Below are 24,830 nucleotides of genomic sequence, written 5' to 3' on the forward strand. Positions count from 1 at the left end.
GCTTTTTCGTGATACATGCAAGGGGCCGGGCGATAATTCGACCCTGCCGCGATCATGTTTGGCAACAGCCGTTAACCGTTGGCGGCGGTGACGTGCAGATGGATCACAAAGAGCAGCCCCTGCCCTTCAGGCTGGAGGCGCAGTTTCCGGCTCTCCTGATCGAGGACGAGCGCATCGAGCGATCCGAGGCTGGTGGCGGTGTCCGTGAGGACTGTGACGCTACCGCCAACCGGCAAGGCGATCGTCGTGCCGTCGCTCGGCCTTATCTCGACTTCACCCGAAACGGATAAGCGCTCGACCGTATGGCTGATCCTGCCCCGGCGGGTCATGACGTTTAGATCGGTGATCGGGCCGCCGATCAAAGTGGCGCTGGTCGGCACGTCGCCGGGAAAGGGAAGCGGCGCCGAGCCTGGCGTCAGCCGCGCCGGCGGCCTGCCGGCGATGTCGAGCACGATGCCGTCCCCTTCCAGCACCGACAGCGTGCGGTCGATGCCGGCAAAGCTGGAGAATGGCCCGCTCGTCTCGACGCGCGCCATCGAGATGCGCCAGTCGAACTCCTCGATACCGGCGCCGTCGGGCGAGACGGCGATCTCGGTTGTCGTGCCGCCGCCATTCTTCCACGGCATGACGCGGTAGCCGGCGGCACGAAGGATGCGCATCGTTTCAACCCAGTATGCCCGGCAGGTTGAGCTGGTGCTCCTTCGCGCACTCGATCGCGATGTCGTAACCGGCATCGGCGTGACGCATGACGCCGGTCGCCGGATCGTTCCACAGCACGCGCTCCAGGCGCCTTGCCGCATCAGGCGTGCCGTCGGCGACGATCACCATGCCGGCATGCTGCGAGAAGCCCATGCCGACGCCGCCGCCGTGATGCAGCGACACCCAGGTGGCGCCCGACGCGGTGTTGAGCAGCGCGTTGAGCAGCGGCCAATCGGAGATGGCGTCGGAGCCGTCTTTCATCGCCTCGGTCTCGCGATTCGGCGAGGCGACCGAACCGGAATCGAGATGGTCGCGGCCGATGACGACCGGCGCCTTGAGCTCGCCCTTGCCCACCATTTCGTTGAAGGCAAGACCCAATCGATGGCGGTCACCGAGGCCGACCCAGCAGATGCGCGCCGGCAAGCCCTGGAAGGAGATGCGCTCGCGCGCCATGTCGAGCCAATTGTGCAGATGCGTGTTGCCTGGCGTTAGCTCGCGCACCTTGGCGTCGGTCTTGTAGATATCTTCAGGATCGCCGGAAAGGGCGGCCCAGCGGAACGGCCCGATTCCACGGCAGAACAGCGGCCGGATGTAGGCCGGCACGAAGCCCGGGAAGTCGAAGGCATTTTCGAAACCCTCGTCCTTGGCGACCTGGCGGATGTTGTTGCCGTAGTCGAGCGTCGGCACGCCGGCGTTCCAGAACGCCACCATCGCCTCGACATGCTCGCGCATCGACGCGCGCGCCGCCTTCTCCACCGCCTTCGGATCGCTGGCGCGCTTCTCGCGCCATTCCGCCATGGTCCAGCCCTTGGGCAGATAGCCGTTGATCGGGTCATGCGCCGAGGTCTGGTCGGTGAGGATATCGGGGCGGATGCCGCGCCTGAACATCTCCGGCACGATCTCGGCGGCATTGCCGAGCAGGCCGACGGACTTCGCCTCGCCGGCCTTGGTCCAGCGCTCGATCATTTCCATCGCCTCGTCGAGCGTTTCGGCCTTCTCGTCGAGGTAGCGAGTGCGCAAGCGGAAGTCGATCGAGTCCGGATTGCACTCGATGGCGAGGCACGAGGCGCCGGCCATGACGGCGGCCAGAGGCTGGGCGCCGCCCATGCCGCCGAGGCCGGCGGTCAGGATCCACTTGCCCTTGAGATTGCCGCCGTAATGCTGGCGGCCGGCCTCGACGAAGGTCTCGTAGGTGCCCTGAACGATACCTTGCGTGCCGATATAGATCCAGGAGCCGGCCGTCATCTGGCCGTACATCATCAGGCCCTTCCTATCGAGCTCGTTGAACTTCTCCCAGGTCGCCCAATGCGGCACGATGTTGGAATTGGCGATGAGCACGCGCGGCGCGTCCTTGTGTGTGCGGAAGACGCCGACCGGCTTGCCCGACTGGACCAAGAGCGTCTCGTCCTCACCGAGCGTCTTCAGCGACGCGGCGATGCGGTCGAAATCGTTCCAGGTGCGCGCCGCCCGGCCGATGCCGCCATAGACGACGAGCTCGTTCGGGTTCTCGGCGACCTCCGGATCGAGATTGTTCATCAGCATGCGCAGCGGCGCCTCGGTCGTCCAATAGCGAGCGTTCAGCCTGTCGCCGCGCGGTGCGCGGACTTCACGGATGTTGTGGCGAGGGTCGTTCATGTCGGCAGTTCCCTTTCGATCAGGTGCGGCGGGAGCGTCAGCGCGCGGCCCAGGCAATCGCCGTTTCGAGAATGGTCTTCAGCGTGGCGCGGATCGGCGCCGCGTAGCTGGGGTCGTAAGGCACGGGCCAGTTGTCTGGCGCGCCCTTCCCGTCCGGCTCGCGCATGTAGCCGCGGTTCGAGAGTTCCATCTGCAGCGCATGGACGCCGCTCTGCGGCCGGCCGAAACTTCTGGTGATCCAGCCGCCCTTGAAGCGGCCGTTGACCACCCAGCTCTGGCCGGTTGCGGCGAGGATCGCGGCTACCTTTTCCTGCAGCGACGGTTCGGTGCACTTGCCGTCGTTGGTGCCGAGGTTGAAGACCGGCAGCGTGCCTTCGAACAGGCGCGGCAGCACCGAGCGGATCGAATGGCAGTCGTAGAGCACGATCTTCTCGTGCATGCCGCGCAGCCGGTCGATCTCGGCCTGCAGGGCGGCGTGGTAAGGCGCGAAGTAAGTCTCGCGGCGCCGGTCGATCTCGGAAGGCGTCGGCTCCTCGCCCATGCGGTAGAGCGGATCGCCGTCAAACGTGTCGGTGGGGCAAAGCGTGGTCGTCGCCTGGCCCGGGTAAAGCGAGACGCCGGAGGGGTCGCGGTTGACGTCGATGACGGTGCGCGAAATGGCGGTGTGAACGACGGTGGCGCCGAGGTCGGTGGCAAAATCATAGAGCTTGTCGATCCACCAGTCGCAGTCGCGGCGGCCGAGCCACGGCGAGACAAGCCTGTTTTCGAGGCCGGCAAGGTCGATGCCGGTGTGCGGGATCGAGACCAGCAGCGGGGCGGTGCCTTGGGTGACGGTAAGCCAGGGAAGCGTCATGCGAGACCTCCCTGCGCCGGCGCTCTACGGCGCCCCCCTCTGCCCTGCCGGACATCTCCCCCACGAGGGGGGAGATTGGCGGCTTCAGCGCCTCGCTCGATCCTGCGACGTTGGAGATTGGCGAAAGCCGAGGTGACAGCCGATCTCCCCCCTTGTGGGGGAGATGTCCGGCAGGACAGAGGGGGGCGCGAAGGAACGCGGCCTGTCATGATTAATTCTCTCACGACGCTATCCCCGGCAGCGCCACCGCTCCCGCCGCCTTCGCCGCAGCACCGCTGCGCACCAGGGCGATCGCCTTTTCCATGTCGGGGTGAAAGTGCCGATCGTTGTCGAGATGCGGCACCTCGGCGCGGACCAGCTTGCGCACGGCTTCCAATGCTTCACTCGAAGCGAGCGGCGCGTGGAAATCGCAGCCTTGCGCGGCTGCCAACAGCTCGATGCCGATGACGGCCGTTGCATTCTCGATCATGCCCAGCAGCCGGCGCGCGCCATGGGCAGCCATCGAGACATGATCTTCCTGGTTGGCTGAGGTCGGGATGGAATCGACGCTCGCCGGATAGGCCTTCTGCTTGTTTTCCGAAACAAGGGCGGCCGCCGTCACTTGCGGGATCATAAAACCGGAATTGAGGCCAGGCTTCGGCGTCAGAAAGGCCGGCATGCCGGAGAGCGCCGGATCGACCAACATGGCGATGCGCCGCTCCGACAGCGAGCCGATCTCGCAGACCGCAAGCGCGATCATGTCGGCGGCGAAGGCTACCGGCTCGGCGTGGAAATTGCCGCCCGAGAGCGCGGTGTCGTCCTCGGCGAAGATCAGCGGGTTGTCGGTGACGCCGTTAGCTTCGGTCTCGAGCGTATCGGCCGCCTTGCGGAGCACGTCGAGCGCGGCGCCCATCACCTGCGGCTGGCAGCGCAGGCAGTACGGATCCTGCACGCGCTCGTCGCCGACGCGGTGCGATTCACGAATGGCGCTGCCCACCATTAGATTGCGCAGCGCATCCGCCGTCTCGATCTGGCCGCGATGCTTGCGCAACAGATGGATGCGCGGATCGAAGGGGGCATCCGAGCCGCGCGCCGCGTCGGTCGACAGCGCGCCCGCGATCAGCGCCGACTGATAGAGCGTCTCGGCTTCGAACAGGCCGGCCAGCGCGAAAGCCGTCGAGAACTGCGTGCCGTTGAGCAGCGCCAGGCCTTCCTTGGCGCCGAGCGTGACCGGTTCCAGCCCATGCGAGACGAAGGCGACCTTGGCCGGGAAGCGACCATGCGGGGTAAAACATTCACCGACGCCGATCATGACCGCCGTCATATGCGCGAGCGGCGCGAGATCGCCCGAGGCGCCGACCGAACCTTGCGCCGGCACCACCGGGATGACGTCGTTGGCGAGCATCCCATGGAGCAGGTCTATGGTCTCGTCGCGCACGCCGGAAGCGCCCTGGGCGAGGCTCGCCAGCTTCAGCGCCATCATCAGCCGCACCACGGGGGCCGGCATCGGCTCGCCGACGCCGGCGGCGTGGGAAAGCACGATGTTGCGCTGGAGCGTTTCGAGGTCGTTTGCCGGAATGCGGACGCTGGCAAGCTTACCGAAGCCGGTGTTGATGCCGTAGACCGGCTCGCCTTTGGCGACGATGCGGGCTACGGCTTCGGCGCTGGCCTTGATCTTCGGCCGGCAGGCATCGTCGAGCGTCGGGACGGCGCCGCGATAGATGGCGCGCCAGTCGGCAAGCGTCGCGCTGCCGGGCTTCAGGATCAGTTCGGTCATTGTCCTCTCCAGATGCGGGCATGGAGCGGATTGAAGCCCATGCGGTAGACAAGTTCGGCCGGACGCTCGATATCCCAGACGGCAAGGTCGGCCGATTTGCCGGCTTCCAGCGTGCCGGTCCTGTCGAGAAGCCCCACCGCACGCGCGGCCTCGCGGGTGACGCCGGCGAGGCATTCCTCGACGGTCAGGCCAAAGAGCGTCGCGGCCATGTTCATGGTGAGCAGCAGCGAGGTGAGCGGCGAGGTGCCGGGATTGCTGTCGGTGGCGACCGCCATCTTCACGCCATGCCGGCGGAACAGATCGACCGGCGGCTTCTTCGTCTCGCGGATGAAATAATAGGCGCCCGGCAGGATGGTCGCGACGGCGCCGGCCTTGGCCATCGCCGCGGCGCCCTCCTCATCGGTGTATTCCAGGTGATCAGCCGACAGCGCGCCATAACGGGCGGCAAGCGCCGCGCCATGCAGGTTGGAGAGCTGGTCGGCGTGAAGCTTCACCGGCAGGCCGAGCGCTTTCGCCTTATCGAAGACGCGCGCGATCTGTTCCGGCGAGAAGGCAATGCCCTCGCAAAAACCGTCGACGGCGTCCGCGAGCTTTTCGGCGGCCACTTCCGGCAGGATCGTGCCGGCGACGAGATCGATGAATGCATCCTTGTCGCCCTTGGCTTCAGGCGGCAGCGCATGGGCGGCGAGACAGGTCGCACGGATCGTGACCGGGCGTTCGCCGGCCAGACGGCGGGCGGCGCGCAGCGACTTCTTCTCGTTGTCGAGGTCGAGGCCGTAGCCCGACTTGACCTCGACGGTCGTCACGCCTTCGGCCATCAGCGCATCGAGGCGGGGCAGCGCCTGGGAGACGAGTTCGTCTTCGCTCGCGGCGCGCAGCGACTTGACCGAGGAGACAATGCCACCCCCTGCCCTCGCCACCTCCTCATAGGTGGCTCCGGCCAGGCGCATCTCGAATTCGTTGGCGCGGTTCCCGGCATAGACAAGATGGGTGTGGCAGTCGATCAGGCCTGGCGTGATCCAGCGTCCTGCGCAATCAACCGTTTCGATGCCCTGCCCAAATGAGGCCGGTATGTCGGCTTCCGCGCCTGCGTAGACAATGAGCCCGTCGCGCACGGCGACCGCGCCTTTTTCGACGATGCCGAGACCAGCACCCTCGGCCATGGTCGCCAGGCGCGCATTGCGCCAGAGACGAAGGCCGCTCTTTCCGTTTGCTCCACCCATCATCTTTTCCATTTGCTTGGATGGCGATTATGTATATACATATTGAAACGCGACGCAAGTGGCAATGTCGCTTCGGCCTTAAGATTCGGAGAGGAACGTGACGGCGATCTTTGCGGAACAGGCGCTGCTGCCCGGGGGCTGGCACGGCAATGTGAGGATCGCTTTCGAAGGCGGCCGCCTCTCGAAGGTCGAGATCGGCGCTTCCGCGCAGGCGGGCGACGAGCGCCATGCCATTCTTCTGCCCGGCATGCCCAATGTGCACAGCCACGCCTTCCAGCGCGGCATGGCGGGTCTTGCCGAGTTGCGCGGCCCTTCGGCCGATAGTTTCTGGAGCTGGCGCGAGGTGATGTACCGCTTCGCGCTGTCGATGACGCCGGACCAGGCCGAGGCCGTGGCGGCGCAGCTTTATCTCGAGATGTTGGAGGCCGGGTTTTCGCGCGTCGGCGAGTTCCACTATCTCCACCACGACCGCGACGGAAAGCCTTACGCCAATATTGCCGAAATGGCCGAACGGATTGCAGCAGCCGCCGCCGACACCGGCATCGGGCTGACGCTGCTGCCGGTCTTCTACGCCCACTCCGCTTTCGGCGGCGCCGCACCGAACGATGGTCAGCGGCGATTCATCAATAATGTCGAGCGGTTCGGGCGCCTGCTTGAGAAAAGCCGCGAAGGCATCCGTTCATTGGAGCAAGCGGTCGTCGGCGTCGCGCCGCACAGCCTGCGCGCGGCGACGCCGGACGAACTCAACGCGGTCGCGGCAATGGCGCCGAACGGGCCGATCCACATCCATGTCGCCGAGCAGGTGAAGGAGGTGGAGGACTGCGTTGCCTGGTCGGGCAAGCGGCCGGTCGAGTTCCTGCTCGCCAACGCCAAGGTCGATAGTCGCTGGTGCCTCATCCATGCCACGCATATGACCGAGGCCGAGACGATCGACATGGCCAAGAGCGGCGCCATCGCTGGGCTGTGCCCCGTCACCGAAGCCAATCTCGGTGACGGCACTTTCGCCGCGCCGCCCTTTATCGAACAGGGCGGCCGCTTCGGCGTCGGCTCCGACTCCAACGTGCTGATCGGCGTCCCGGATGAGCTGCGGCAGCTCGAATATTCGCAGCGCCTTGCCCACCGCGCCCGCAATGTGCTGGCGCGTGCCGGCGGCTCTACCGGCCGCGCGCTGTTCGATGCCGCGCTCGATGGCGGCAGCATTGCACTCGGCGCCGGCCCCTCAACTCTCGCCGTCGGCAGTCCGGCCGATTTTGTCTCGCTCGACGCCGGTCATCCCTCGCTTGCCGGCAAGGTGGGCGATGCCATCCTCGACGCGTGGATCTTCGCCAATGGCGGCAAGGTCGATTGCGTCTGGGTGCACGGGGAAAAGCAGGTCAGCGGCGGCAGGCATTTGAGACGCGAAGCGGTCGCCGGGCGCTTCCGCAAAGTGATGATGGCGCTTTCCGAGGGCTGATCCCGATGAGCATCGCCGAATCGGCAGAGATGGAAGACGGCGAGACCCTCTCGCTGCACCAGCGGATCCTGTCCGACATCCGGGAAAAGATCCTGTCGGGCGCATGGGTGCCTGGCCACCGCATCCCGTTCGAGCACGAGCTGACGGCGGAGTACAATTGCTCGCGCATGACGGTGAACAAGGCGCTGTCGCAGCTCGCCAAGGCGGGGTTGATCGAGCGCCGCCGCCGCTCAGGCAGCTTCGTGCGCCAGCCGCAGTCGCAGGCGGCGGTGCTGGAGCTGCACGACATCAGGATCGAGGTCGAGGCGCTTGGCCTACCCTATCGTTATGAACGGCTGGAGCGCATGAAACGGCGCGGCAATGCCCAGGACCGGTCGCTGCTCGGGCTTTCCGCGTCAGGGCCGGTGCTGTGGCTCGAAGGCTTGCATTTTGCCGGCGAACGGCCATTCGCGCTCGAGCAGCGCCTGATCAATCTTTCGGCGGTGGCCGAGGCCAGCGAGGAAGAATTTCTCGACATTGCGCCCGGCCCCTGGCTGATCGGCCGCGTGCCGTGGAGCGAGGCCGAGCACCGTATCCGCGCCATGGCGGCTGACGAGACTATCGCGGACCCGCTCGACATCGATCCCGGCGCGCCCTGCCTGGTGGTCGAGCGCCGCACCTGGAGCGCCGGCCATCCGGTAACGCACGTGCGCTTCATCTATCCGGCGGAAAGCCACACGCTTGTGGCGCGGTTCACGCCTTCGCAGGGCTGAGTAATCTCCCCCCTTGTGGGCGGGATTGGTCGGCAGGCCAGAGGGGGCGCCATGGAGCGCCGCCTATTGCCTCTCGTCAACCTAGGGCGTAGCAAGGAGCGAAGCGACCCGCGCAGACCCTAGGATCCATGCCGTGACGCTAAAGCATTGCAACTAATACAGAATTTTGCACCGTTGAGCTCTGCGGCAGAGGTCACGGCATGGATACTCGGGTCAAGCCCGAGTATGACGAACGCGTAGGCTGGCGTTCCTTGACGCCCCCCTCTGCCCTGCCGGGCATCTCCCCCACAAGGGGCAGGGGAATCGCATATGGCGATTTTCGTGGTTTTCCAGGTACTTGGCCGGGTGCCGAGAAAATCGTCGACGCGGGCAGTTCGCGGTTTGATTCTGGTCCGTTCTGGTCCGATTCCGTCTCAATACAGCGATCGAACGCCCGCAAATGTGTCTTGCGACGGCTAAACTGTTGCAAAGACTCGGCAATTCCATATGCGATTGCCCTGCCACAAGGGGGGAGATTGGCAGTTCAAGCGCCGCGCCTTACAGCGCCGCTGTAACAATGATCTCGACCAGATATTCCGGGGTGGCGAGCTTGGCTTCGCCGGTGGCGCGGGCGGGCGTGTGGCCTTGCGGCACCCATTTGTCCCACTCCGAATTCATCTCGGCGAAGATGCCCATGTCGGCCAGCCAGATGATCGCCTGCACGATCTTGGTCTTGTCGGTGCCAGCCTTGGCCAGCAATTCGTCGATGCTCTTCAGGATGTCGCGAGTCTGCGAGGCGACGTTGCCGCCGGGCTCACCGACCTGGCCGGCCAGATAAACGGTGTTGCCGTGAATGACGATCTGGCTCATGCGCGGGCCGACATCGATGCGACGAATGCTCATGGGAAGTTCCTTCTTTCTAGGGTTGCGCCTGTTTAGAGACCGTGCCGGCTCCCGGCAAGGCCGACCGGCGCGAAACCAATTGAGCCAATTGACTGGACCCCGACCCTTCCGCGTACACGGCGAGTTGACCGGCCGAGACATAATTCCGCCGGCCTGCCGTGTTGACTAATGTAATAACATCACATATCGACGGGACACTCGATCTAGCGGACCGCTCGGAACGTCTGATGACAAATGCCTGCCTGACCTTCCGCGACCTGACGCTCGGCTACAACAGCCATCCGGCCATTCATCACCTCAACGGCACCGTCCGAAAAGGCTCGCTGACTGCCGTCGTCGGCGCCAACGGCTCGGGCAAGTCGACGCTGATGAAGGGCATTGTCGGCGTGCTAAAGCCGATGGAGGGCACGGTTGTCCGCGCGGCCGGCGTGCGCACCGCCTACCTGCCGCAGCAGTCGGAGATCGACCGCAGCTTTCCGGCGCGGGTGGTCGACCTGGTCTCGCTTGGCCTGTGGCCGAAGCGCGGCATGCTCGGACGCTATACCAAAGAGGATCGCGAGTCGGTCAGCAGGGCGCTGAGGGCGGTCGGGCTCGGCGGCTTCGAGAAGCGGCCGATCGACACGCTCTCCGGCGGTCAGCTGCAGCGCACGCTGTTTGCCCGCGTGCTGTTGCAGGATGCCGACCTCATCCTGCTCGACGAGCCGTTCAATGCCGTCGACGCCAAGACCGTCGGCGACCTCATCCAGCTGATAAAGCGCTGGCATGGCGAGGAGCGCACGATCATGGTGGTCGTCCACGACCTCGATCTCGTGCGGCAGAATTTTCCCGAGACGCTGCTGCTTGCCCGCCAGCCTGTCGCCTGGGGCGACACAAAAGAGACGCTCAGGCCTGAAAACCTGCTCAAGGCGCGGCGGTTCCACGAGGCCTGGGAAGAGAACGCGCCCTGGTGCGAGCCCAGCGAGCACGATCATGGCCATGACCACGAACGTCATGACCACGCGCACGCGCATGATCATCACGGCCATGGCTCCGGACCGAGGGCGGCGTGATGGAGTATCTCTACGGCCTGTTCATCCAGCCCTTCGCCGATTTCGCCTTCATGCAGCGGGCTCTGTTCGGCTCGCTGATGCTGTCGCTCGGCGCCTGCCCGGTCGGCGTCTTCCTGATGCTGCGGCGCATGAGCCTGTCGGGCGACGCCATGGCGCATGCCATCCTGCCGGGTGCCGCCGCCGGCTTCCTGCTCTATGGGCTCGAAATCCTGCCGATGACGATCGGCGGGTTGATCGCGGGCATCATCGTCGCGCTCGGCGCGGGCGCGGTTTCGCGCTTCACCATCCAGCGCGAGGACGCCTCGATGGCGGCCTTTTATCTCATCTCGCTCGCGGTCGGCGTGCTGATGGTGTCGATCCGCGGCTCCAGCGTCGACCTCATGCATGTGCTCTTCGGCACCGTGCTGGCGCTTAACAATGAGGCGCTCATCTTGATCGGCGGCATCGTGGTGCTGACGCTCGCCTGCCTCGCCATCTTCTGGCGGGCGCTCGTCGCCGAATGCCTCGATCCGCTCTTCCTGCGCTCGGTGAGCCGCATGGGCAGCCCGGTGCATTTCATCTTCCTTGGGCTCGTGGTGCTCAACCTCGTCGGCGGCTTCCAGGCGCTGGGCACATTGCTGTCGGTCGGGCTGATGATGCTGCCGGCGGCAGCCGCCCGCTTCTGGACGGTGCGAGTCGAGCCGATGTGCGTGCTGGCGGTGCTGATCGGCTTTGCGTCCTGCATTGCCGGGCTGCTGCTTTCCTACCACGCGTCGCTGCCTTCCGGCCCGGCGATCATCCTTTCGGCCGGCGTCGTCTATTTCTTCTCGATCGTGTTCGGCACGCGCGGCGCGCTGCGCGCCCGCATCGTGCATCACCGCCACCGGACGGCCTGATCCTCTATCCCCAAGCAAGGAGACCTACCGATGCTCAAATCCTTCCGTGCCGCCCTGGCCATGAGCGTTATAACATTAAGCGCATTCGCCACATCCTCGGCCTTCGCGGCGCCGCTCAAGGTGGTGGCGAGCTTCACGGTCATTGCCGACTTTGCGAAAAATGTCGGCGGCAACCGGGTGAACATCACCACCATCGTCGGTCCGGACGGCGACGCGCATGTCTACGAGCCGAGCCCGGCCGATGCCGTGGCGATGGCGAAAGCCGATGTCGTGCTGGTCAACGGCCTGCATTTCGAAGGTTTCCTGCAGCGCCTGGTCGACGCCAGCGCCACCAAGGCCTCGATCGTGACTTTGACCAAGGGCGTCACGCCGATCGACTTCAAGCCGGAATTCGCCGACGCGGACGCCGCCGAAGGCGCCGGCACCGGCAACGGCAAGGCGGTCACCGACCCGCACGCCTTCCAGTCGATCGCCAATGCCAAGATCTATGTGAAGAACATCGCTGACGCCTTCTGTGCGGCCGACAGCCAGGGCTGCGACAGCTACAAGGCCAATGCCGCGTCCTACACCACCAAGCTCGATGCGCTGGAGGGCGAAGTGAAGGCGGCAATCCAATCGATCCCGGCAGCGAAGCGCGTCGTCATCACCTCCCATGACGCCTTCGGCTATTTCGAGCATGAATACGGCCTGACCTTCCTCGCGCCGCAAGGCATCTCGACCGATTCCGAACCTTCGGCCGCCGACGTCGCCAAACTGGTCAGCCAAGTGAAGCAGGACAAGGCGGCGGCGATCTTCATCGAGAACATCACCAATCCGCGGCTGATCGAGCAGATCGCCGGCGAGACCGGCATCAAGGTCGGCGGCACGCTCTATTCGGATGCGCTGTCGCAGCCCGACGGCCCGGCTTCGACCTATATCGACATGATGCACAACAACATCACGCAGATCAAAGGCGCGATCCTCGGCAGTTGAGCGGTCAGCATCCAACCGGGTCAGATCGGCCCGGTTGGATTTTCCGGCCTCACTCTCTATTTGGCAGAGAAATCCGCCGGCACGGATTGCCGCTCCTGCCCCGGAGTGGCATGACTGCGGCCAAGGAAGAGTGCGAGGACAACACGATGGAATATCGCCAGATCAGCGAAGACTATTCGGTCTCCGGCCAGATCCAGCCCGAAGACATCGCCGCCATCAAGGAGGCCGGCTTCAAAAGCGTGATCTGCAACCGGCCGGACAACGAGCAGCCGGGCCAGCCCTCGGCCGACAGCGTCAAGGCGGCCGCGGAAGCCGCCGGGCTCACCTTCCGCTACATCCCGGTGATCAGCGGCCAGCTCACCATGGACAATGTCGAGGATCAGGCCGAGGCGCTCGACGAGCTCGAAGGCCCGGTCTTCGCCTATTGCCGCTCCGGCGCGCGCTGCACCAACCTCTATGGGCTGATCCAGCAGCAGAGGGGCTGAGGATTTCCCGCGAAGGTGTGCTGAGATTCAGGTCAGGCCGAGTCGAAAATGGTGGCTTCCGAGAACCGGAGCGGAGCGTACTTGAAGTACGTGAGCAACCGGAAGCGCAGGAAGCCGCCATTTGCAGGCCGGCCTCACCTGAATATCAGCATACCTTAAATCGGCAGCGCGCCGGTTTCCTTCAGCGTTTCCAGCACGATCGCTGTCTTGACGTGCTGCACCGATTCATGCGGCAGCAGCACGCCGTTGACGAACTCGGACAGCGATTTGAGATCGGGCGTCACCACCTTCAGGATGTAATCCATCTCGCCGGTCAGCGCGTGCGCTTCCTGCACCTCGGGCAGCCGCGCCACCAGCTCGCCGAAGCGGCGGGCATTGTCGCGGTTGTGGGTAGCCAAGGTCACCGAAATCACATTGACCAGCGAAAAGCCGAGACGGTCGCGGTCGAGCACGGCGCGATACCCCCTGATATAGCCATCTTCCTCCAGCCGCTGGCGGCGGCGCGAGCATTGCGAGGCCGACAGGTTCACGCGCTCCGATAGGTCGTTGTTGGTGAGTCGCGCATCGCCCTGCAGGAGCGCCAGTATCTTGCGGTCAAATTGATCAACGCGCGCATCTTCCATGATTTTTCTCCCAATCATGCACAATCTGCGCACATCATGGGCATTCTAGGCGGTTGAATGCAAGCACCATGCAGCCGTCCAGCGTTATTATGGTGACGCTGGCCAAGCACGGCCGCAACAGCTTTCGGAGGACTGCCATGGGCCCCTTCCCGCATGACGCCCCGCCCGCCAAGATCAGCAAGGCGAATCCCGCCGGCACCGACGGCTTCGAATTCGTCGAGTTCGCGCATTCAGACCCGGCAAAACTCGCCGAGCTCTTTGCCCGCATGGGCTATGTCGCGGTGGCGAAGCACCGCACCAAGGACATCACCGTCTGGCGCCAGGGCGACATCAACTATGTCGTCAATGCCGAGCCAGGCTCGCATGCGATGAAATTCGTCGAAAAGCACGGCCCCTGCGCCGCCTCGATGGCGTGGCGGGTGGTCGATGCGAAGCATGCCTTCGACCATGCCGTGTCGAAGGGCGCTGTGCCCTATGAGGGCACCGACAAGGCGCTCGACGCGCCGGCGATCGTCGGCATCGGCGGATCGCTCCTCTATTTCATCGCAACCTATGGCGACAAGGGCTCGGCTTACGATGCTGAGTTCGAGTGGCTGGGCGAGCGCAATCCGAAACCCGAAGGCGTCGGCTTCTACTATCTCGACCACCTGACCCACAATGTCTATCGCGGCAACATGGACAAGTGGTGGGACTTCTACCGCGACCTGTTCGGCTTCAAGCAGATCCATTTCTTCGACATCGACGGCAGGATCACCGGGCTGGTCAGCCGGGCGATCACCTCGCCCTGCGGCAAGATTCGCATTCCGCTCAACGAGTCCAAGGATGAGACCAGCCAGATCGCCGAGTATTTGAAGAAGTACAATGGCGAGGGCATCCAGCACATCGCCGTCGGTACCGACGCGATCTACGATGCCACCGACAAGCTCGCCGCCAACGGCCTGAAGTTCATGCCCGGCCCGCCCGGCACTTATTACGAGATGTCGCATGAGCGCGTGCACGGCCATGACGAGCCGATCGAGCGCATGAAGAAGCACGGCATCCTGATCGACGGCGAAGGCGTCGTGGACGGCGGCCTGACCAAGATCCTGCTGCAGATCTTCTCGAAGACGGTGATCGGGCCGATCTTCTTCGAATTCATCCAGAGGAAGGGCGACGAAGGTTTTGGCGAAGGCAATTTCCGCGCGCTGTTCGAGTCGATCGAGCAGGACCAGATCAAGCGCGGCGTGATCAAGCTGGATGGCAAGGCGGCGTAGTCAGCCGAAAGACCAAACCGCCGGCTACTCTAAAGGCCGGCGGCCTTCCTCAGAATTTCGTTGATCCGGCTCTGCCAGCCGGGTCCGCCGGCACGGAAACGAGCAACCACATCGCTGTCGAGGCGCAGCGTTACCTGCTTCTTCGGATTGTCGAGTGCCGGCCGGCCACGCGAGCGGCGGATGCTTTCGGCAAGGTCGGGGGTCGCCTTGCGGAGATCCTCCCAGATCCATTCAGGATTGTCGGAAACTGCGTCCCGACCTTCCTCGGCAAAGGCCCTGCCTGGCTTGGACTCCTTGCCTGGTTTTGTGAGGTTTGGCTTAGACTTTGCCATCGAACAATCTCCTTTTCGCCGCCTGACTGGCTGCATCGAAACTGTCGATGCCCCTTGGAGCCAAGCCGGGCGAAGATCACCACGACAACTTCATGCGAATTCATGTGCCTACAAATAATCGAGTCAACGATTTTCGAAGGTACAATAATTCATGCGCTTTCTTCCGCATGTTCACAAACCAAGCCGCTCGACCTCCTCCTTCCTGAGCTCGATATCATAGTCGAGCAGAAACTCGTCCAATTGCGGCGGCTCGACCGAGGTGCCGGACAGCATCGCGTGCACCTGGCCGCGATGGTGGATGTCGTGCAGGAAGACATGGGCGAGGATGTCGCCGATACGCTCGGGGATCATGCCGTCCTCGCGTCGGTCGGTGAGGACGCGACGATCAAGGTCAGTCTCCGACAGGCTATCGCAAAATGCGATGAGTCTGTGGTCAAAATCGGCCTGCGCTTTAGCCAGGTTTGCCGCATCGTCGAACGGCACGAAATCGTCGTAGGCGGCAGCGCCGAGGCCGCCATCGGTCAAGAAATCGAGGTAGAGATAATCGACCGCGAGGATGTGGTTGAGGGTCTCCTTGATCGACGGGAAGAAGCTCACCCGCTCGGCTTCGAACTCGCCGGGCTTGAGCGCAAGGACAGCGCGGTAGAGCCGGTCGTTCGACCACAAATTGTTGCGCGCCATGCGGCGCAGATGATCGAGCAAGGTCAACCTTTCAGGTTCCTTTCTCCCCCTCGTATTTCTCGACCTTCTGTTCGATGGCGCCGAAGATCGAATGTCCCGTTTTGTCCTTCATCTCGATGCGCACCGTGTCGCCGAAATGCAGGAAGGGCGTCTTCGGCTCGCCGCTCTCGATGGTCTCGATCATGCGCAGTTCGGCGATGCACGAATAACCGGCGCCGCCGGCCGACACCGGCCTGCCCGGTCCGTCACCCAGCTTGTTGGAGACGGTGCCCGAACCGATGATCGTGCCGGCGGCGAGCGGCCGCGTTTTCGCGGCATGCACGATCAAGGCCGGGAAATCGAAGGTCATATCGATGCCGGCATTGGCACGGCCGAAGGGTTTGCCGTTGAGATCGGCCAGCAGCGGCAGGCTGACCTTGCCGCCGTCCCAGGCATCACCAAGCTCGTCCGGCGTCACCGCGACCGGCGAGAAGGCCGAAGACGGCTTCGACTGAAAGAAGCCGAAGCCTTTTGCCAGTTCCGGCCCTGTGATGGCGCGAAGCGTCACATCATTGACCAGCATGACGAGGCGGATGGCCTCGCGCGCCTCCTCAAGCCCGGAGCCCATCGGCACATCGCCGACGATGACGGCGACTTCCGCTTCCATGTCGATGCCGAAGGCTTCGTCAGCCATGCGGATCGGATCGCGCGGCGCAATGAAGCAGTCCGAGCCGCCCTGGTAGATCAGCGGATCTGTCCAGAAACTCGCCGGCATTTCGGCGCCGCGCGCCTTCCGCACCAGCTCGACATGGTTCACATAGGCCGAGCCGTCCGCCCATTGAAAGGCGCGTGGCAGCGGCGAATGCGCGTCATGCTCGTGGAAGCGGGCCGAGGGCACGGCGTTGGTCTCGAGCGATTCCGCCATCGCCGCAAGATGAGGCGAAATTCGCCGCCAGTCGTCGAGCGCCGCCTGCAGCGTCGGCACCAGGAAGGAAGCGTCGGTGAACCGCGTCAGATCGCGCGAGACCACGACCAGTTTTCCGTCGCGCGTCCCGTTCTTCAAAGTGGCAAGCTTCATGCGGTTTCCTCTCCTCGCGGGCTTCGTGCCGCTCGTCCCACAACAAGGCCGTCGCGAGTGATCGTCAAGCCACCCGCCGATGTTTTCCTGACTCTGATTTCAGGACCAGTCGCCTTCCGGCGTGCCGTTGAAGCGCTTCTTCAGGTCGGCCCAGCAGTCGATGTAGTTCTCCTGCAATGTGTCGAGCTCGGCGGCGTAGCGAGTCAGCATCTGCGGAAAGCGCGTCTCGAACATGAAGGCGATGGTGTTGTCGAGCTTGACCGGCTTGAGCTCCGCCCGTGTCGCCTTCTCGAAACCGGAGGCGTCCGGTCCGTGCGCCAGCATCTGGTTGTGCAGGCTGATGCCGCCGGGGACAAAACCTTCTTCCTTGGCGTCGTACTGGCCGTGGATCAGGCCCATGAACTCGCTCATGATGTTGCGATGGTACCAGGGCGGCCGAAAAGTGTTTTCCGCCACCAGCCAGCGCGGCGGGAAGATGACGAAGTCGACATTGGCCGTGCCCTCCTCGCCGCTCGGCGCCGTCAGCACGGTGAAGATCGATGGATCGGGATGGTCGAACAGGATGGCGCCGACCGGTGAAAACGTCGCCAGATCATACTTGTAAGGCGCGTAGTTGCCATGCCAGGCGACGACGTCGAGCGGCGAATGGCCGAGTTCGGTGACATGGAAAGTGCCGCACCATTTGACGATCAGCCGGCATGGCGTCTCCTTCTCCTCGAACCAGGCGCAGGGCGTCTTGAAGTCGCGCGGATTGGCCAGGCAATTGGCGCCGATCGGGCCGCGGTCGGGCATGGTGAATTTTGCCCCGTAGTTCTCGCAGACATAGCCGCGCGCCTCCTTATCGGCGAGCTCGACCTTGAAGACGAGGCCGCGCGGCAGCACCGCGATCTCGCCGGGCCGAAGCTCGATGACGCCCATCTCGGTGACGAAGCGCAACGCGCCGACCTGCGGCACGATCATGAGCTCGCCGTCGGCATTGAAGAAATGGTCGTCGACCATCGAGCGGTTGGCGACATAGACATGAGCCGCCATGCCGGACTGCCCGATCGCGTCGCCGGCCGTGGTCATGGTGCGCATGCCTGAAATGAAGTCGGTCGGCTCGCTTGGCATCGGCACTGGATTCCAGCGATATTGGCCGAGCGCGAGTTCATGGTCGCCGATGTTGGGCGCGGTCTTCCATAGGGGATAGCTCGCGCCCTTGAAGCGGCCGGTGTGCTTTACACTCGGGCGGATGCGGTAGAGCCAGGAGCGCTCGTTGGTGCCACGCGGCGCGGTGAAGGGCGAGCCGGACAGCTGCTCCGCATAGAGCCCGTAGGCCGGCCGCTGCGGCGAGTTGCGGCCCTGCGGCAGCGATCCAGGCAGCGTCTCGGTCTCGAAGTCGTTGCCGAAACCCGGCATGTAGGAAAAGGCCATCGCTTCCTCCTCGAGGCTTATCTGCAAGCCGCATCATCCAGAGCGTGCGGCTTTCGCGGAATGTTGACCAAACTGGTTTCATTTGTAACCATCGAAAATGTAACTATCAACGCCGAACGCCGCATCGATGGTGCGCCAAATGGAACCGGAAATTCTCGAGCTTGAAAACTTCCTGCCCTACCGGCTCTACCGGCTGGCCGACACCGTGAGCCGCGAATTCTCGCGCATCTACAAGGAGCGCCACGGTCTGACGCGGCCGGAATGGCGCACGCTATCAGGCCTCGGCCAGCGCGGGACAATGACGGCGACGGAGCTCGGCGAGCAGTCGGCCATGCACAAGACCAAGGTGTCGCGCGCGGTTGCCGAGCTCGAGCGGCGGCGCTGGCTGACAAGAACGCCGGACGAGAACGACCGCCGCGTCGAGCATCTGAAGCTGACCAAGGCGGGGCTCGCCGCCTATCGGGAGATGGTGCCGCTGGCAAAGGCGTTTGAGAGGGAGTTGCTGGCAAGGCTGAGCGCAGAGCAGCGGGCTGCGATTGAGAAGGGAGTTGCCGCGCTAGAGAGTCATTTGGGATAAGCCGAGATTGGGATCGAAGCCTGTCGTTGTGAAGGACTAGCCGGTGCCTGGCATTTGGCGTGCAAGCGACCAGTCTTCCGCAATAACCTCGATCGTGTCGTCTCGAAAGTAGAATAGGAATTGTCTCGACTTAGGTCCGTCCGGAGACAGAACTTCCCAGTCGTCCTCGCCAATTGGCCGACTATCGCCGACCACTTCGTAGAACTCACCCCATTTGGGAGCCTGATTGCTGTAAAGGCCTTCGCCCGCAAACCAGGCATGATCGTTCGTGGAGTCCCACCGCCAGCGACTGCAACCGAAGAAACGAAGGATCCCCATCTCTCCCTTGATGGCGTCGGAAGCCCATGGGTTCAACAGAAAGGTGATCTGAACGGTATTGCCCTCGACGGTCAGCTGTGTGTCGGGAGCGTTGGGTTCAGCATTCCAGTCCGAATTGAGGTGATGGAAGGATAATGACGTCACCAATCCATCACCACCTTGCCCGAACTGCCGCTGCGCATCGCGTCGAATCCGACCTGGAAATCGTCGATCCCAATCCGGTGGGTGATCAGGCCCGAGACGTCGAGCGGGCCCTGCACCAGGGCGATCATCTTGTACCAGGTCTCGAACATCTCGCGGCCGTAGATGCCCTTGAGATGTAGCATCTTGAAGATGACCTTGTTCCAATCGATCTCGAAGCCGGTCGGCGCGATGCCGAGGATGGCGATCTTGCCGCCATTGTTCATCGTCTCGATCATGTCGCGGAAAGCGGGTGCCGCGCCCGACATCTCCAGGCCGACATCGAAACCCTCGGTCATACCCAGCGCCGGCATGACATCGCGCAGCTTCTCCTTCGAGGCATCGACCACATGCTGGACGCCGAGCTTCCTCGCCAGATCCAGGCGGACCGGGTTGATGTCGGTGATGACGACTTTCCGTGCGCCGACGCATTGCGCCACCAGCGCGCCCATGATGCCGATCGGTCCGGCACCGGTGACCAGCACATCCTCCCCGACCAGGTCGAAGGACAATGCGGTGTGAACGGCATTGCCCAATGGATCGAAGATCGCGGCAATCTCGTCGGGCACGTCGTCGGGGATCGGCACGACATTGTGCTGCGGGATCGCCACGTACTCGCCGAAGGCGCCGGGCCGGTTGACGCCGACGCCGAGCGTGTTGCGGCAGAGATGCCCTCGCCCCGCGCGGCAGTTGCGGCAGTGGCCGCAGACGATGTGGCCCTCGCCCGAGACGCGCTGGCCGACTTTGTATTCGGTGACGGCCGCGCCGAAGTCGGCGACGGTGCCGACAAATTCATGGCCCGTCACCATCGGCACCGGCACGGTCTTCTGCGCCCATTGGTCCCAATTGTAGATGTGGACGTCGGTGCCGCAGATCGCGGTCTTCCTGACCTTGATCAGCACGTCGTTGGGGCCGATCTCCGGCACCGGCACTTCTTGCATCCAGATGCCCGGCTCGGCCTTGGCCTTCACCAGCGCCTTCATCATGTTGGACATCCAGATCTCCCAGTGCTGCGGAGGTTTGCGTTCTGTCGCGCCCCCCTCTGTCGGAGGGGCGCGCCGTAGAGCAGAAACATTCGCGATTTACCCAACTACGCCAAGCTCACGTCCAACCGCGCCAAACGCCTCGACGGCGCGATCGATATCGCCGCTGGAGTGTGCCGCCGACATCTGCGTGCGGATGCGGGCCTGGCCCTTCGGCACCACCGGGAACGAAAAACCGATGACGTAGATGCCGCGCTTCAGCATGCGGGCCGCCATCTCCTGCGCAAGAGCGGCGTCGCCCAGCATCACCGGGATAATCGGATGATCCGCGCCGGCAAGCGTAAAGCCGAGCTTACCCATTTGAGACCGGAAGCGTTCCGCATTGGCATATAGGCGCCGGCGCAGCGCATCGCCATTGCGGATCAGTTCGAAGACTTTAAGTGAGGCGCCGGCGATCGCCGGCATCAGCGTGTTGGAGAAGAGATATGGGCGCGAGCGCTGGCGCAGCCAGTCGACCACCTGTTTCTTCCCCGCAGTATAGCCGCCGGACGCGCCGCCCAGCGCCTTGCCGAGCGTGCCTGTGATGATGTCCACCCTGCCCTCGACGCCGCAGTGCTCGGCCGAACCGCGGCCGTTCTTGCCAACGAAGCCGACGGCATGGCTGTCGTCGACCATGACCATGGCGTCGTATCTCTCGGCCAGGTCGCAGACGCCCTGCAGATTGGCGATGATGCCGTCCATCGAGAACACGCCGTCGGTGGCGATCAGCCGGAAGCGGCGGTCCTTCGCCTCCTTCAGCCGCGCCTCGAGGTCGGCCATGTCGTTGTTGGCGTAGCGAAAGCGCTTGGCCTTGGAGAGCCGCACCCCGTCGATGATCGAGGCGTGATTCAGCGCGTCCGAGATGACGGCGTCCTCCTCGCCGAGCAGCGTCTCGAACAAGCCGCCATTGGCATCGAAGCAGGAGCCGTAGAGAATGGTGTCGTCCATGCCGAGGAAGGACGAGATGGTGGCTTCGAGCTCCTTGTGTTCTTCTTGGGTGCCGCAGATGAAGCGCACCGAGGCCATGCCGTACCCGTAGCGGTCGAGCGCCTGCTTCGCCGCATCGCGCAGCTCGGGGCTGTCGGCGAGGCCAAGATAATTGTTGGCGCAGAAATTCAGCACCTTCTGGCCGGCAACCTCGATCAGGGCCGACTGCGTTGAGGAAATCACCCGCTCGGACTTGTAGAGCCCGGCCGATTTCAGGCCCTCAAGCTCGTTGTCGATGTGGGAGAGAAACGCTGCGCTCATGGTCTGGCCCTGTTTGTTTGATGCGGACTGTCGCGCTGCGGACAAGAAAAATCCATCGCAAAAACGACCGCTTCGGTGGCGTTGCGCAAGCCTTGCCCCAGCCCCTGCAGCGCAGCCGGACAAGGATGTGTTCAAATGCGACGATCTGCGAAAGGACATAATAACCATCCTGTCAGCTTTGTCGCGCCGCCGGCTCCGGCACTGTGCCGGCTTGCCGAGCTGTTAACCCTTTCACGTCAAGTGTTTTGACGCCGCAAATTCATGGCATGAATCCGTCGATCGGGAGGGGTCACTCAGTTATGTCGCAGCAGCCGGTGCACAGCGTTTCGCGCAAGCTGATTCTGCTGATCAAGAGCGGCTACTGGCTGGCCTTGCTGATCATCGCTGCCATGGTGATGGCTTCCTTCATCCTGCTGCAGCAGCTGATGGCGCAGCAGCAGCACAACGACGCGCTGCTCAACATCGTCTCCACGCAGAAGGCGCTGTCGCAGCGCATCGTTTTCCTGGCCAGCGCGACCGGTGCCGCCCCGCGCGACAAGCAGCCGGCGCTGGTCACCGCGCTGAAGCAGGCAACGGGCGAGTTCGAGACCAATTACGACCGGCTGCTCAAGGAGACCGGCGCCGATCCGCTATCGCCGGCGCGCAACGATCCGAAATCGATCGAATATGTGCTGTTCAGCAAACCGTTCCATCTCGACTATTTCTCGGTCGGCCTTATCGCCAACGGCGATCGACTGGTTTCATCATTTGCATCCCAGCTCGGCATGCAAAGCGACGGCTATAAGGGCGGCGGCGAGCGCGTCGGCCTCGATGCCTCCGTCGCCAATGCGACTTTGTCCGGCTATGCCGCGCTCGGCCAGCGCATCAGCGCCTTCGCCACCGAGCGGTCGGATGAGATGCTCAACCTGCACCGCACGCTGTTCTTTGCCACCATCGGCGTCATCGTGCTGGTCGCGCTATTCATCTTCCGGCCGATGTCCAAGGCCATCCTGCGCAAGACGCATGAGCTGGTCGACGCCCGCAATTCGATGGCCTTCATCGCTGTGCATGACGGCCTGACCGGCCTGCACAACCGCACCTTCCTCACCGATCATTTCGACACGCTGATCAAGGGCGCGCATCGGCGTCGCGAGCGGCTGGCGGTGATCCAGCTCGACCTCGACCGATTCAAGCAGATCAACGACACGCTGGGGCATGCGGCGGGCGACTACGTACTTGTCGTCACCGCGCAACGCATGCGCGATTCCTGCCGCGCATCGGATCTTTGCGCCCGTCTCGGCGGCGACGAGTTCGTGATGATCCTCAATGGCGCCGGCACCACCGAGGACATCCATGCGCTGGCCAAGCGCATCATCGCCAACATCAACGAGCCGATCACCTTCCAGGGCACGACCATAATGCCCGGCGCCAGCGCCGGCATCGCCGTCTATCCGGTCGACGCCGACAGCGCCCAGGACCTGCTCGTCCATGCCGATCTCGCCCTCTATTCGGCCAAGAAGCTCGGCGGCGGCAGCTTCTCCTTCTTCTCCGAGGAGCTTCGGCGCGAGCTCGACTATCGCAAGCAGCTCGAGCAGGACATCCGAACGGCGATCGCGGAAAGGACCTTCGAGGTCTATTTCCAGCCGCAAGTTTCGCTCACCAGCGGCAAGATCAGCGGCATCGAAGCGCTGGTGCGCTGGAAGCACGCCACGCGCGGCATGATCTCGCCAGGCGAATTCATCCCGGTGGCGGAGAAGTGCGGCTTCATGCCGGATATCGGCCGCATCGTCATCACCAAGGCGATCAACGAAGCCGCCGAATGGGATCGCGCCGGCATCGATTTCGGACGCATCGCCGTCAATGTCTCGGGCACCGAGCTGCGCGAGCCGGACTTCGACACGTTCCTGTTCGGAACGCTGGAACGGGCCGGGCTTGCGCCGCAGAAGCTGTCGCTGGAAATCGTCGAATCCGTCATTCTCGACGATGAGAAGACCGGCATCGCCGCCAAGCTCAGGCATATCCGTGCGGCGGGCGTCCATCTCGAGCTCGACGATTTCGGCACGGGCTATGCTTCACTCAGCCATGTCAACCCGAACGAGATCGATCGGCTGAAGATCGACCGCCGCTTCGTGCAGAACATCAACGAGAACGGCGACAACACCAAGATCGTGCGCGCCATCACCGAGCTTGCCCGCGGGCTCGGCATCTCGATCGTCGCCGAGGGCGCGGAAACCGAGGCCGAGCTCGACTCGCTCATGGCGATCGGCTGCGACCAGGTGCAGGGCTATTCGATCGCCTTCCCGATGCCTCAGGACAAGGCGCGCGAATGGCTTACGGCGCGCAGCCCGAAGAAGGCGAAGCTCAAGGTGCTGCAGGGCAGCCGGGCTTAACCGCCCACATTCGCCCGAAGCGCCGCCAGCACCTCGGCGAATTCCGCAAGCCGTTCGTCCGGCAGCCCAGCTCTCAGTCTTTTGTCGAAGGCGACGGCCGCGAGGCGCAACTTCTCGAACAGCGCTTCGCCGGCTTCGGTCAGCGCCACCTGATGGACCCTGCGGTTCTGCGGATCGCGGCGCCGCGTCAGCAAGCCTTGCGCCTCCATGGCATTGAGGTGATGCGTCAGCGTCGCGCCCTGGATGCCGATCATGCCGGCAAGCTCACGCTGGTTGGCCAGTTCCTTCGACTTGACGGAGAGCAAGGTCACCCAGACCGGCAGCGTTCCGCCGGCCTCAACCATTGCAGAGTCGAAAGCCTGCGCCACCAGTTTGGCGGTGCGGGCGAGATTCATGCCGATGGGCGGGCGATCAAATGGCGACATGGCCGGACACTAGAACAAGCAATGGATTGGCGTAACTCTGCATGAAGCATTTGACATCTAACTATTAGATATCTAACTTTGTCTTATTAACGGCGTCGTCGAACCAGCCCACAGAACCGACAGGCAAGCGTCACCCGGCGGCGGGCCAATGAGAGGAATGCGGTCATGCAATATGTCTATATCGTCGTCATCGGCCTGCATGTCATGGCCGGCGTCTTCTGGGCCGGCACGACCATCGCGGTTGCCCGTGATCCGGAGATCAAGGCGGAGCGCTTCATCCGGCCGCAACTCGGCGCCTCCGGCATGGTCTTTTTGACCGGTCTCCTGCTCTGGTATTTTTTCCATGAAGGCGCTTTCGGCTCGATGGAAATGGTGCTGGCGCTGGGTATTGCGACGGCGCTGATCGCCGCCGGAGTGCAGGGCGCCCTTGTAGCCTCTTCCAGCAGGCAATTGGCCGGCGCCGATGCGGCCACGCAAACGCAGTTGCGTGCGAAAATGACCAAAGGCGAACGCCTCGCCGGCGGGCTGCTGGTCATCACCGTGCTTTGCATGGCCACGGCCAGGATGTTCTAACTCGTCAATGGCTCGCGCGGTACCGGCGCAGGCCGGCGGCCGCGCGCGGCGCACCGGACCAACGCGGCAGGTGGCTCTCCTTGTGAAGGTCCGGTGCGTTTCCTCAGTGCGGGCCGTCACCGGCG

General features: G+C 63.8%; 25 protein-coding genes. 10 read left to right on the forward strand and 15 right to left on the reverse strand.

Annotated features, from left to right (window positions below; translation table 11 throughout):
* Positions 1–71: 71 nt before the first annotated feature.
* From CK220_RS24710 to hutI, 5 genes are all read right to left on the reverse strand, one after another.
* Complete coding sequence (locus tag CK220_RS24710) at positions 72–659, reverse strand: HutD family protein (protein WP_095814021.1); 588 nt, start codon at positions 657–659, stop codon at positions 72–74.
* 4 nt (positions 660–663) lie between these two features.
* Complete coding sequence (gene hutU / locus CK220_RS24715) at positions 664–2,334, reverse strand: urocanate hydratase (protein ID WP_095814022.1); 1,671 nt, start codon at positions 2,332–2,334, stop codon at positions 664–666.
* A 37-nt stretch (positions 2,335–2,371) separates the two neighbouring features.
* The gene (gene hutG, locus CK220_RS24720) at positions 2,372–3,187 is read right to left on the reverse strand and encodes an N-formylglutamate deformylase (protein WP_095814023.1); all 816 of its coding nucleotides are present in this window, start codon (positions 3,185–3,187) and stop codon (positions 2,372–2,374) included.
* A 220-nt stretch (positions 3,188–3,407) separates the two neighbouring features.
* The gene (gene hutH, locus CK220_RS24730; protein ID WP_095814024.1) at positions 3,408–4,943 is read right to left on the reverse strand and encodes a histidine ammonia-lyase; all 1,536 of its coding nucleotides are present in this window, start codon (positions 4,941–4,943) and stop codon (positions 3,408–3,410) included.
* On the reverse strand, positions 4,940–6,166 hold the full coding sequence (hutI, locus tag CK220_RS24735) for an imidazolonepropionase (RefSeq protein ID WP_176479192.1): 1,227 nt from the start codon (positions 6,164–6,166) through the stop codon (positions 4,940–4,942). The genes hutH and hutI overlap by 4 nt, the downstream gene beginning before the upstream one ends.
* A 97-nt stretch (positions 6,167–6,263) precedes the next feature.
* Here hutI and CK220_RS24740 point away from each other — a divergent pair, with 97 nt between their 5' ends.
* Positions 6,264–7,619, forward strand: coding sequence for a formimidoylglutamate deiminase (locus tag CK220_RS24740; RefSeq protein WP_095814025.1), 1,356 nt, complete (start codon positions 6,264–6,266; stop codon positions 7,617–7,619).
* A gap of 5 nt (positions 7,620–7,624) precedes the next feature.
* On the forward strand, positions 7,625–8,371 hold the full coding sequence (gene hutC, locus CK220_RS24745; RefSeq protein WP_095814026.1) for a histidine utilization repressor: 747 nt from the start codon (positions 7,625–7,627) through the stop codon (positions 8,369–8,371).
* Between the two features lie 537 nt (positions 8,372–8,908).
* Here hutC and CK220_RS24750 read toward each other — a convergent pair.
* Entirely contained in the window at positions 8,909–9,253 is a 345-nt protein-coding gene (locus CK220_RS24750) for a RidA family protein (RefSeq protein WP_095814027.1), read from the reverse strand.
* Positions 9,254–9,480: 227 nt separating this feature from the next.
* Between CK220_RS24750 and aztA the strand changes: the two genes are divergently transcribed.
* The 4 genes from aztA to CK220_RS24770 all read left to right on the forward strand — a co-directional run bounded on the left by aztA (position 9,481) and on the right by CK220_RS24770 (position 12,634).
* Positions 9,481–10,302 (forward strand): zinc ABC transporter ATP-binding protein AztA, encoded by an 822-nt coding sequence (gene aztA / locus CK220_RS24755; RefSeq protein WP_095814028.1) that lies wholly within the window; start codon positions 9,481–9,483, stop codon positions 10,300–10,302.
* Positions 10,302–11,177 carry a zinc ABC transporter permease AztB gene (gene aztB / locus CK220_RS24760; RefSeq protein ID WP_095814029.1) on the forward strand — a complete coding sequence of 292 codons (876 nt, stop codon included), beginning with the start codon at positions 10,302–10,304 and terminating at the stop codon, positions 11,175–11,177. Before aztA ends, aztB begins: the two co-directional genes overlap by 1 nt.
* A 30-nt stretch (positions 11,178–11,207) precedes the next feature.
* Positions 11,208–12,149, forward strand: a complete 942-nt coding sequence (gene aztC / locus CK220_RS24765; RefSeq protein WP_095814030.1) for a zinc ABC transporter substrate-binding protein AztC — start codon at positions 11,208–11,210, stop codon at positions 12,147–12,149.
* 146 nt (positions 12,150–12,295) lie between these two features.
* Positions 12,296–12,634: a TIGR01244 family sulfur transferase gene (locus tag CK220_RS24770; protein ID WP_095814100.1), complete on the forward strand. Its 339-nt coding sequence runs from the start codon at positions 12,296–12,298 to the stop codon at positions 12,632–12,634.
* A 155-nt stretch (positions 12,635–12,789) separates the two neighbouring features.
* On the opposite strand, the gene CK220_RS24775 is transcribed toward CK220_RS24770, so the two are convergent.
* Positions 12,790–13,257: an Lrp/AsnC family transcriptional regulator gene (locus tag CK220_RS24775; protein WP_095814031.1), complete on the reverse strand. Its 468-nt coding sequence runs from the start codon at positions 13,255–13,257 to the stop codon at positions 12,790–12,792.
* A 137-nt stretch (positions 13,258–13,394) separates the two neighbouring features.
* On the opposite strand from CK220_RS24775, the gene hppD reads away from it, so the two are divergent.
* Entirely contained in the window at positions 13,395–14,510 is a 1,116-nt protein-coding gene (hppD, locus tag CK220_RS24780) for a 4-hydroxyphenylpyruvate dioxygenase (protein WP_095814101.1), read from the forward strand.
* Positions 14,511–14,539: 29 nt separating this feature from the next.
* Here hppD and CK220_RS24785 read toward each other — a convergent pair whose 3' ends face one another.
* The 4 genes from CK220_RS24785 to hmgA form a co-directional block, all read right to left on the reverse strand.
* Positions 14,540–14,842, reverse strand: a complete 303-nt coding sequence (locus CK220_RS24785) for a BrnA antitoxin family protein (protein WP_095814032.1) — start codon at positions 14,840–14,842, stop codon at positions 14,540–14,542.
* A gap of 171 nt (positions 14,843–15,013) precedes the next feature.
* A complete protein-coding gene (locus CK220_RS24790) occupies positions 15,014–15,550 on the reverse strand; it encodes a DinB family protein (protein ID WP_095814033.1) in 537 nt (178 codons plus the stop codon).
* 4 nt (positions 15,551–15,554) lie between these two features.
* Positions 15,555–16,580: a fumarylacetoacetate hydrolase family protein gene (locus CK220_RS24795; protein ID WP_095814034.1), complete on the reverse strand. Its 1,026-nt coding sequence runs from the start codon at positions 16,578–16,580 to the stop codon at positions 15,555–15,557.
* 99 nt (positions 16,581–16,679) lie between these two features.
* Positions 16,680–17,993: a homogentisate 1,2-dioxygenase gene (gene hmgA, locus CK220_RS24800; RefSeq protein ID WP_095814102.1), complete on the reverse strand. Its 1,314-nt coding sequence runs from the start codon at positions 17,991–17,993 to the stop codon at positions 16,680–16,682.
* Between the two features lie 139 nt (positions 17,994–18,132).
* Between hmgA and CK220_RS24805 the strand changes: the two genes are divergently transcribed.
* Complete coding sequence (locus CK220_RS24805; protein WP_176479193.1) at positions 18,133–18,570, forward strand: MarR family transcriptional regulator; 438 nt, start codon at positions 18,133–18,135, stop codon at positions 18,568–18,570.
* Positions 18,571–18,606: 36 nt separating this feature from the next.
* Here the strand turns inward: CK220_RS24805 and CK220_RS24810 are convergent, their stop codons facing one another.
* The 3 genes from CK220_RS24810 to CK220_RS24820 all read right to left on the reverse strand — a co-directional run bounded on the left by CK220_RS24810 (position 18,607) and on the right by CK220_RS24820 (position 21,338).
* The gene (locus CK220_RS24810) at positions 18,607–19,032 is read right to left on the reverse strand and encodes a hypothetical protein (protein WP_095814036.1); all 426 of its coding nucleotides are present in this window, start codon (positions 19,030–19,032) and stop codon (positions 18,607–18,609) included.
* Positions 19,029–20,063 carry an L-threonine 3-dehydrogenase gene (tdh, locus tag CK220_RS24815; protein ID WP_095814037.1) on the reverse strand — a complete coding sequence of 345 codons (1,035 nt, stop codon included), beginning with the start codon at positions 20,061–20,063 and terminating at the stop codon, positions 19,029–19,031. The genes CK220_RS24810 and tdh overlap by 4 nt, the downstream gene beginning before the upstream one ends.
* An 87-nt stretch (positions 20,064–20,150) precedes the next feature.
* Positions 20,151–21,338, reverse strand: a complete 1,188-nt coding sequence (locus tag CK220_RS24820) for a glycine C-acetyltransferase (RefSeq protein WP_095814038.1) — start codon at positions 21,336–21,338, stop codon at positions 20,151–20,153.
* Positions 21,339–21,637: 299 nt separating this feature from the next.
* On the opposite strand from CK220_RS24820, the gene CK220_RS24825 reads away from it, so the two are divergent.
* Positions 21,638–23,707 carry an EAL domain-containing protein gene (locus CK220_RS24825; RefSeq protein ID WP_095814039.1) on the forward strand — a complete coding sequence of 690 codons (2,070 nt, stop codon included), beginning with the start codon at positions 21,638–21,640 and terminating at the stop codon, positions 23,705–23,707.
* Here CK220_RS24825 and CK220_RS24830 read toward each other — a convergent pair.
* Positions 23,704–24,132, reverse strand: coding sequence for a MarR family winged helix-turn-helix transcriptional regulator (locus tag CK220_RS24830; protein WP_095814040.1), 429 nt, complete (start codon positions 24,130–24,132; stop codon positions 23,704–23,706). The genes CK220_RS24825 and CK220_RS24830 overlap by 4 nt on opposite strands.
* Positions 24,133–24,297: 165 nt before the next feature.
* Between CK220_RS24830 and CK220_RS24835 the strand changes: the two genes are divergently transcribed.
* A complete protein-coding gene (locus CK220_RS24835) occupies positions 24,298–24,705 on the forward strand; it encodes a hypothetical protein (protein WP_095814041.1) in 408 nt (135 codons plus the stop codon).
* The last annotated feature ends 125 nt before the right edge of the window (positions 24,706–24,830 follow it).

This window comes from Mesorhizobium sp. WSM3860, from assembly GCF_002294995.1.
In the GTDB taxonomy this organism is placed as follows: Bacteria; Pseudomonadota; Alphaproteobacteria; order Rhizobiales; family Rhizobiaceae; genus Mesorhizobium.

What these genes read in the sequence shown, in the direction of transcription:
- CK220_RS24825 (WP_095814039.1), top strand. Translation starts at nt 21,638, where the DNA reads ATGTCGCAGCAGCCGGTGCACAGCGTTTCGCGCAAGCTGATTCTGCTG.
- CK220_RS24830 (WP_095814040.1), bottom strand. Translation starts at nt 24,132, where the DNA reads ATGTCGCCATTTGATCGCCCGCCCATCGGCATGAATCTCGCCCGCACC.
- CK220_RS24795 (WP_095814034.1), bottom strand. Translation starts at nt 16,580, where the DNA reads ATGAAGCTTGCCACTTTGAAGAACGGGACGCGCGACGGAAAACTGGTC.
- hutG (WP_095814023.1), bottom strand. Translation starts at nt 3,187, where the DNA reads ATGACGCTTCCCTGGCTTACCGTCACCCAAGGCACCGCCCCGCTGCTG.
- hutI (WP_176479192.1), bottom strand. Translation starts at nt 6,166, where the DNA reads ATGGGTGGAGCAAACGGAAAGAGCGGCCTTCGTCTCTGGCGCAATGCG.
- CK220_RS24775 (WP_095814031.1), bottom strand. Translation starts at nt 13,257, where the DNA reads ATGGAAGATGCGCGCGTTGATCAATTTGACCGCAAGATACTGGCGCTC.
- CK220_RS24710 (WP_095814021.1), bottom strand. Translation starts at nt 659, where the DNA reads ATGCGCATCCTTCGTGCCGCCGGCTACCGCGTCATGCCGTGGAAGAAT.
- tdh (WP_095814037.1), bottom strand. Translation starts at nt 20,063, where the DNA reads ATGTCCAACATGATGAAGGCGCTGGTGAAGGCCAAGGCCGAGCCGGGC.
- CK220_RS24820 (WP_095814038.1), bottom strand. Translation starts at nt 21,338, where the DNA reads ATGAGCGCAGCGTTTCTCTCCCACATCGACAACGAGCTTGAGGGCCTG.
- aztC (WP_095814030.1), top strand. Translation starts at nt 11,208, where the DNA reads ATGCTCAAATCCTTCCGTGCCGCCCTGGCCATGAGCGTTATAACATTA.
- hutU (WP_095814022.1), bottom strand. Translation starts at nt 2,334, where the DNA reads ATGAACGACCCTCGCCACAACATCCGTGAAGTCCGCGCACCGCGCGGC.
- aztB (WP_095814029.1), top strand. Translation starts at nt 10,302, where the DNA reads ATGGAGTATCTCTACGGCCTGTTCATCCAGCCCTTCGCCGATTTCGCC.
- hmgA (WP_095814102.1), bottom strand. Translation starts at nt 17,993, where the DNA reads ATGGCCTTTTCCTACATGCCGGGTTTCGGCAACGACTTCGAGACCGAG.
- aztA (WP_095814028.1), top strand. Translation starts at nt 9,481, where the DNA reads ATGACAAATGCCTGCCTGACCTTCCGCGACCTGACGCTCGGCTACAAC.
- CK220_RS24750 (WP_095814027.1), bottom strand. Translation starts at nt 9,253, where the DNA reads ATGAGCATTCGTCGCATCGATGTCGGCCCGCGCATGAGCCAGATCGTC.
- hppD (WP_095814101.1), top strand. Translation starts at nt 13,395, where the DNA reads ATGGGCCCCTTCCCGCATGACGCCCCGCCCGCCAAGATCAGCAAGGCG.
- hutH (WP_095814024.1), bottom strand. Translation starts at nt 4,943, where the DNA reads ATGACCGAACTGATCCTGAAGCCCGGCAGCGCGACGCTTGCCGACTGG.
- hutC (WP_095814026.1), top strand. Translation starts at nt 7,625, where the DNA reads ATGAGCATCGCCGAATCGGCAGAGATGGAAGACGGCGAGACCCTCTCG.
- CK220_RS24835 (WP_095814041.1), top strand. Translation starts at nt 24,298, where the DNA reads ATGCAATATGTCTATATCGTCGTCATCGGCCTGCATGTCATGGCCGGC.
- CK220_RS24805 (WP_176479193.1), top strand. Translation starts at nt 18,133, where the DNA reads ATGGAACCGGAAATTCTCGAGCTTGAAAACTTCCTGCCCTACCGGCTC.
- CK220_RS24770 (WP_095814100.1), top strand. Translation starts at nt 12,296, where the DNA reads ATGGAATATCGCCAGATCAGCGAAGACTATTCGGTCTCCGGCCAGATC.
- CK220_RS24785 (WP_095814032.1), bottom strand. Translation starts at nt 14,842, where the DNA reads ATGGCAAAGTCTAAGCCAAACCTCACAAAACCAGGCAAGGAGTCCAAG.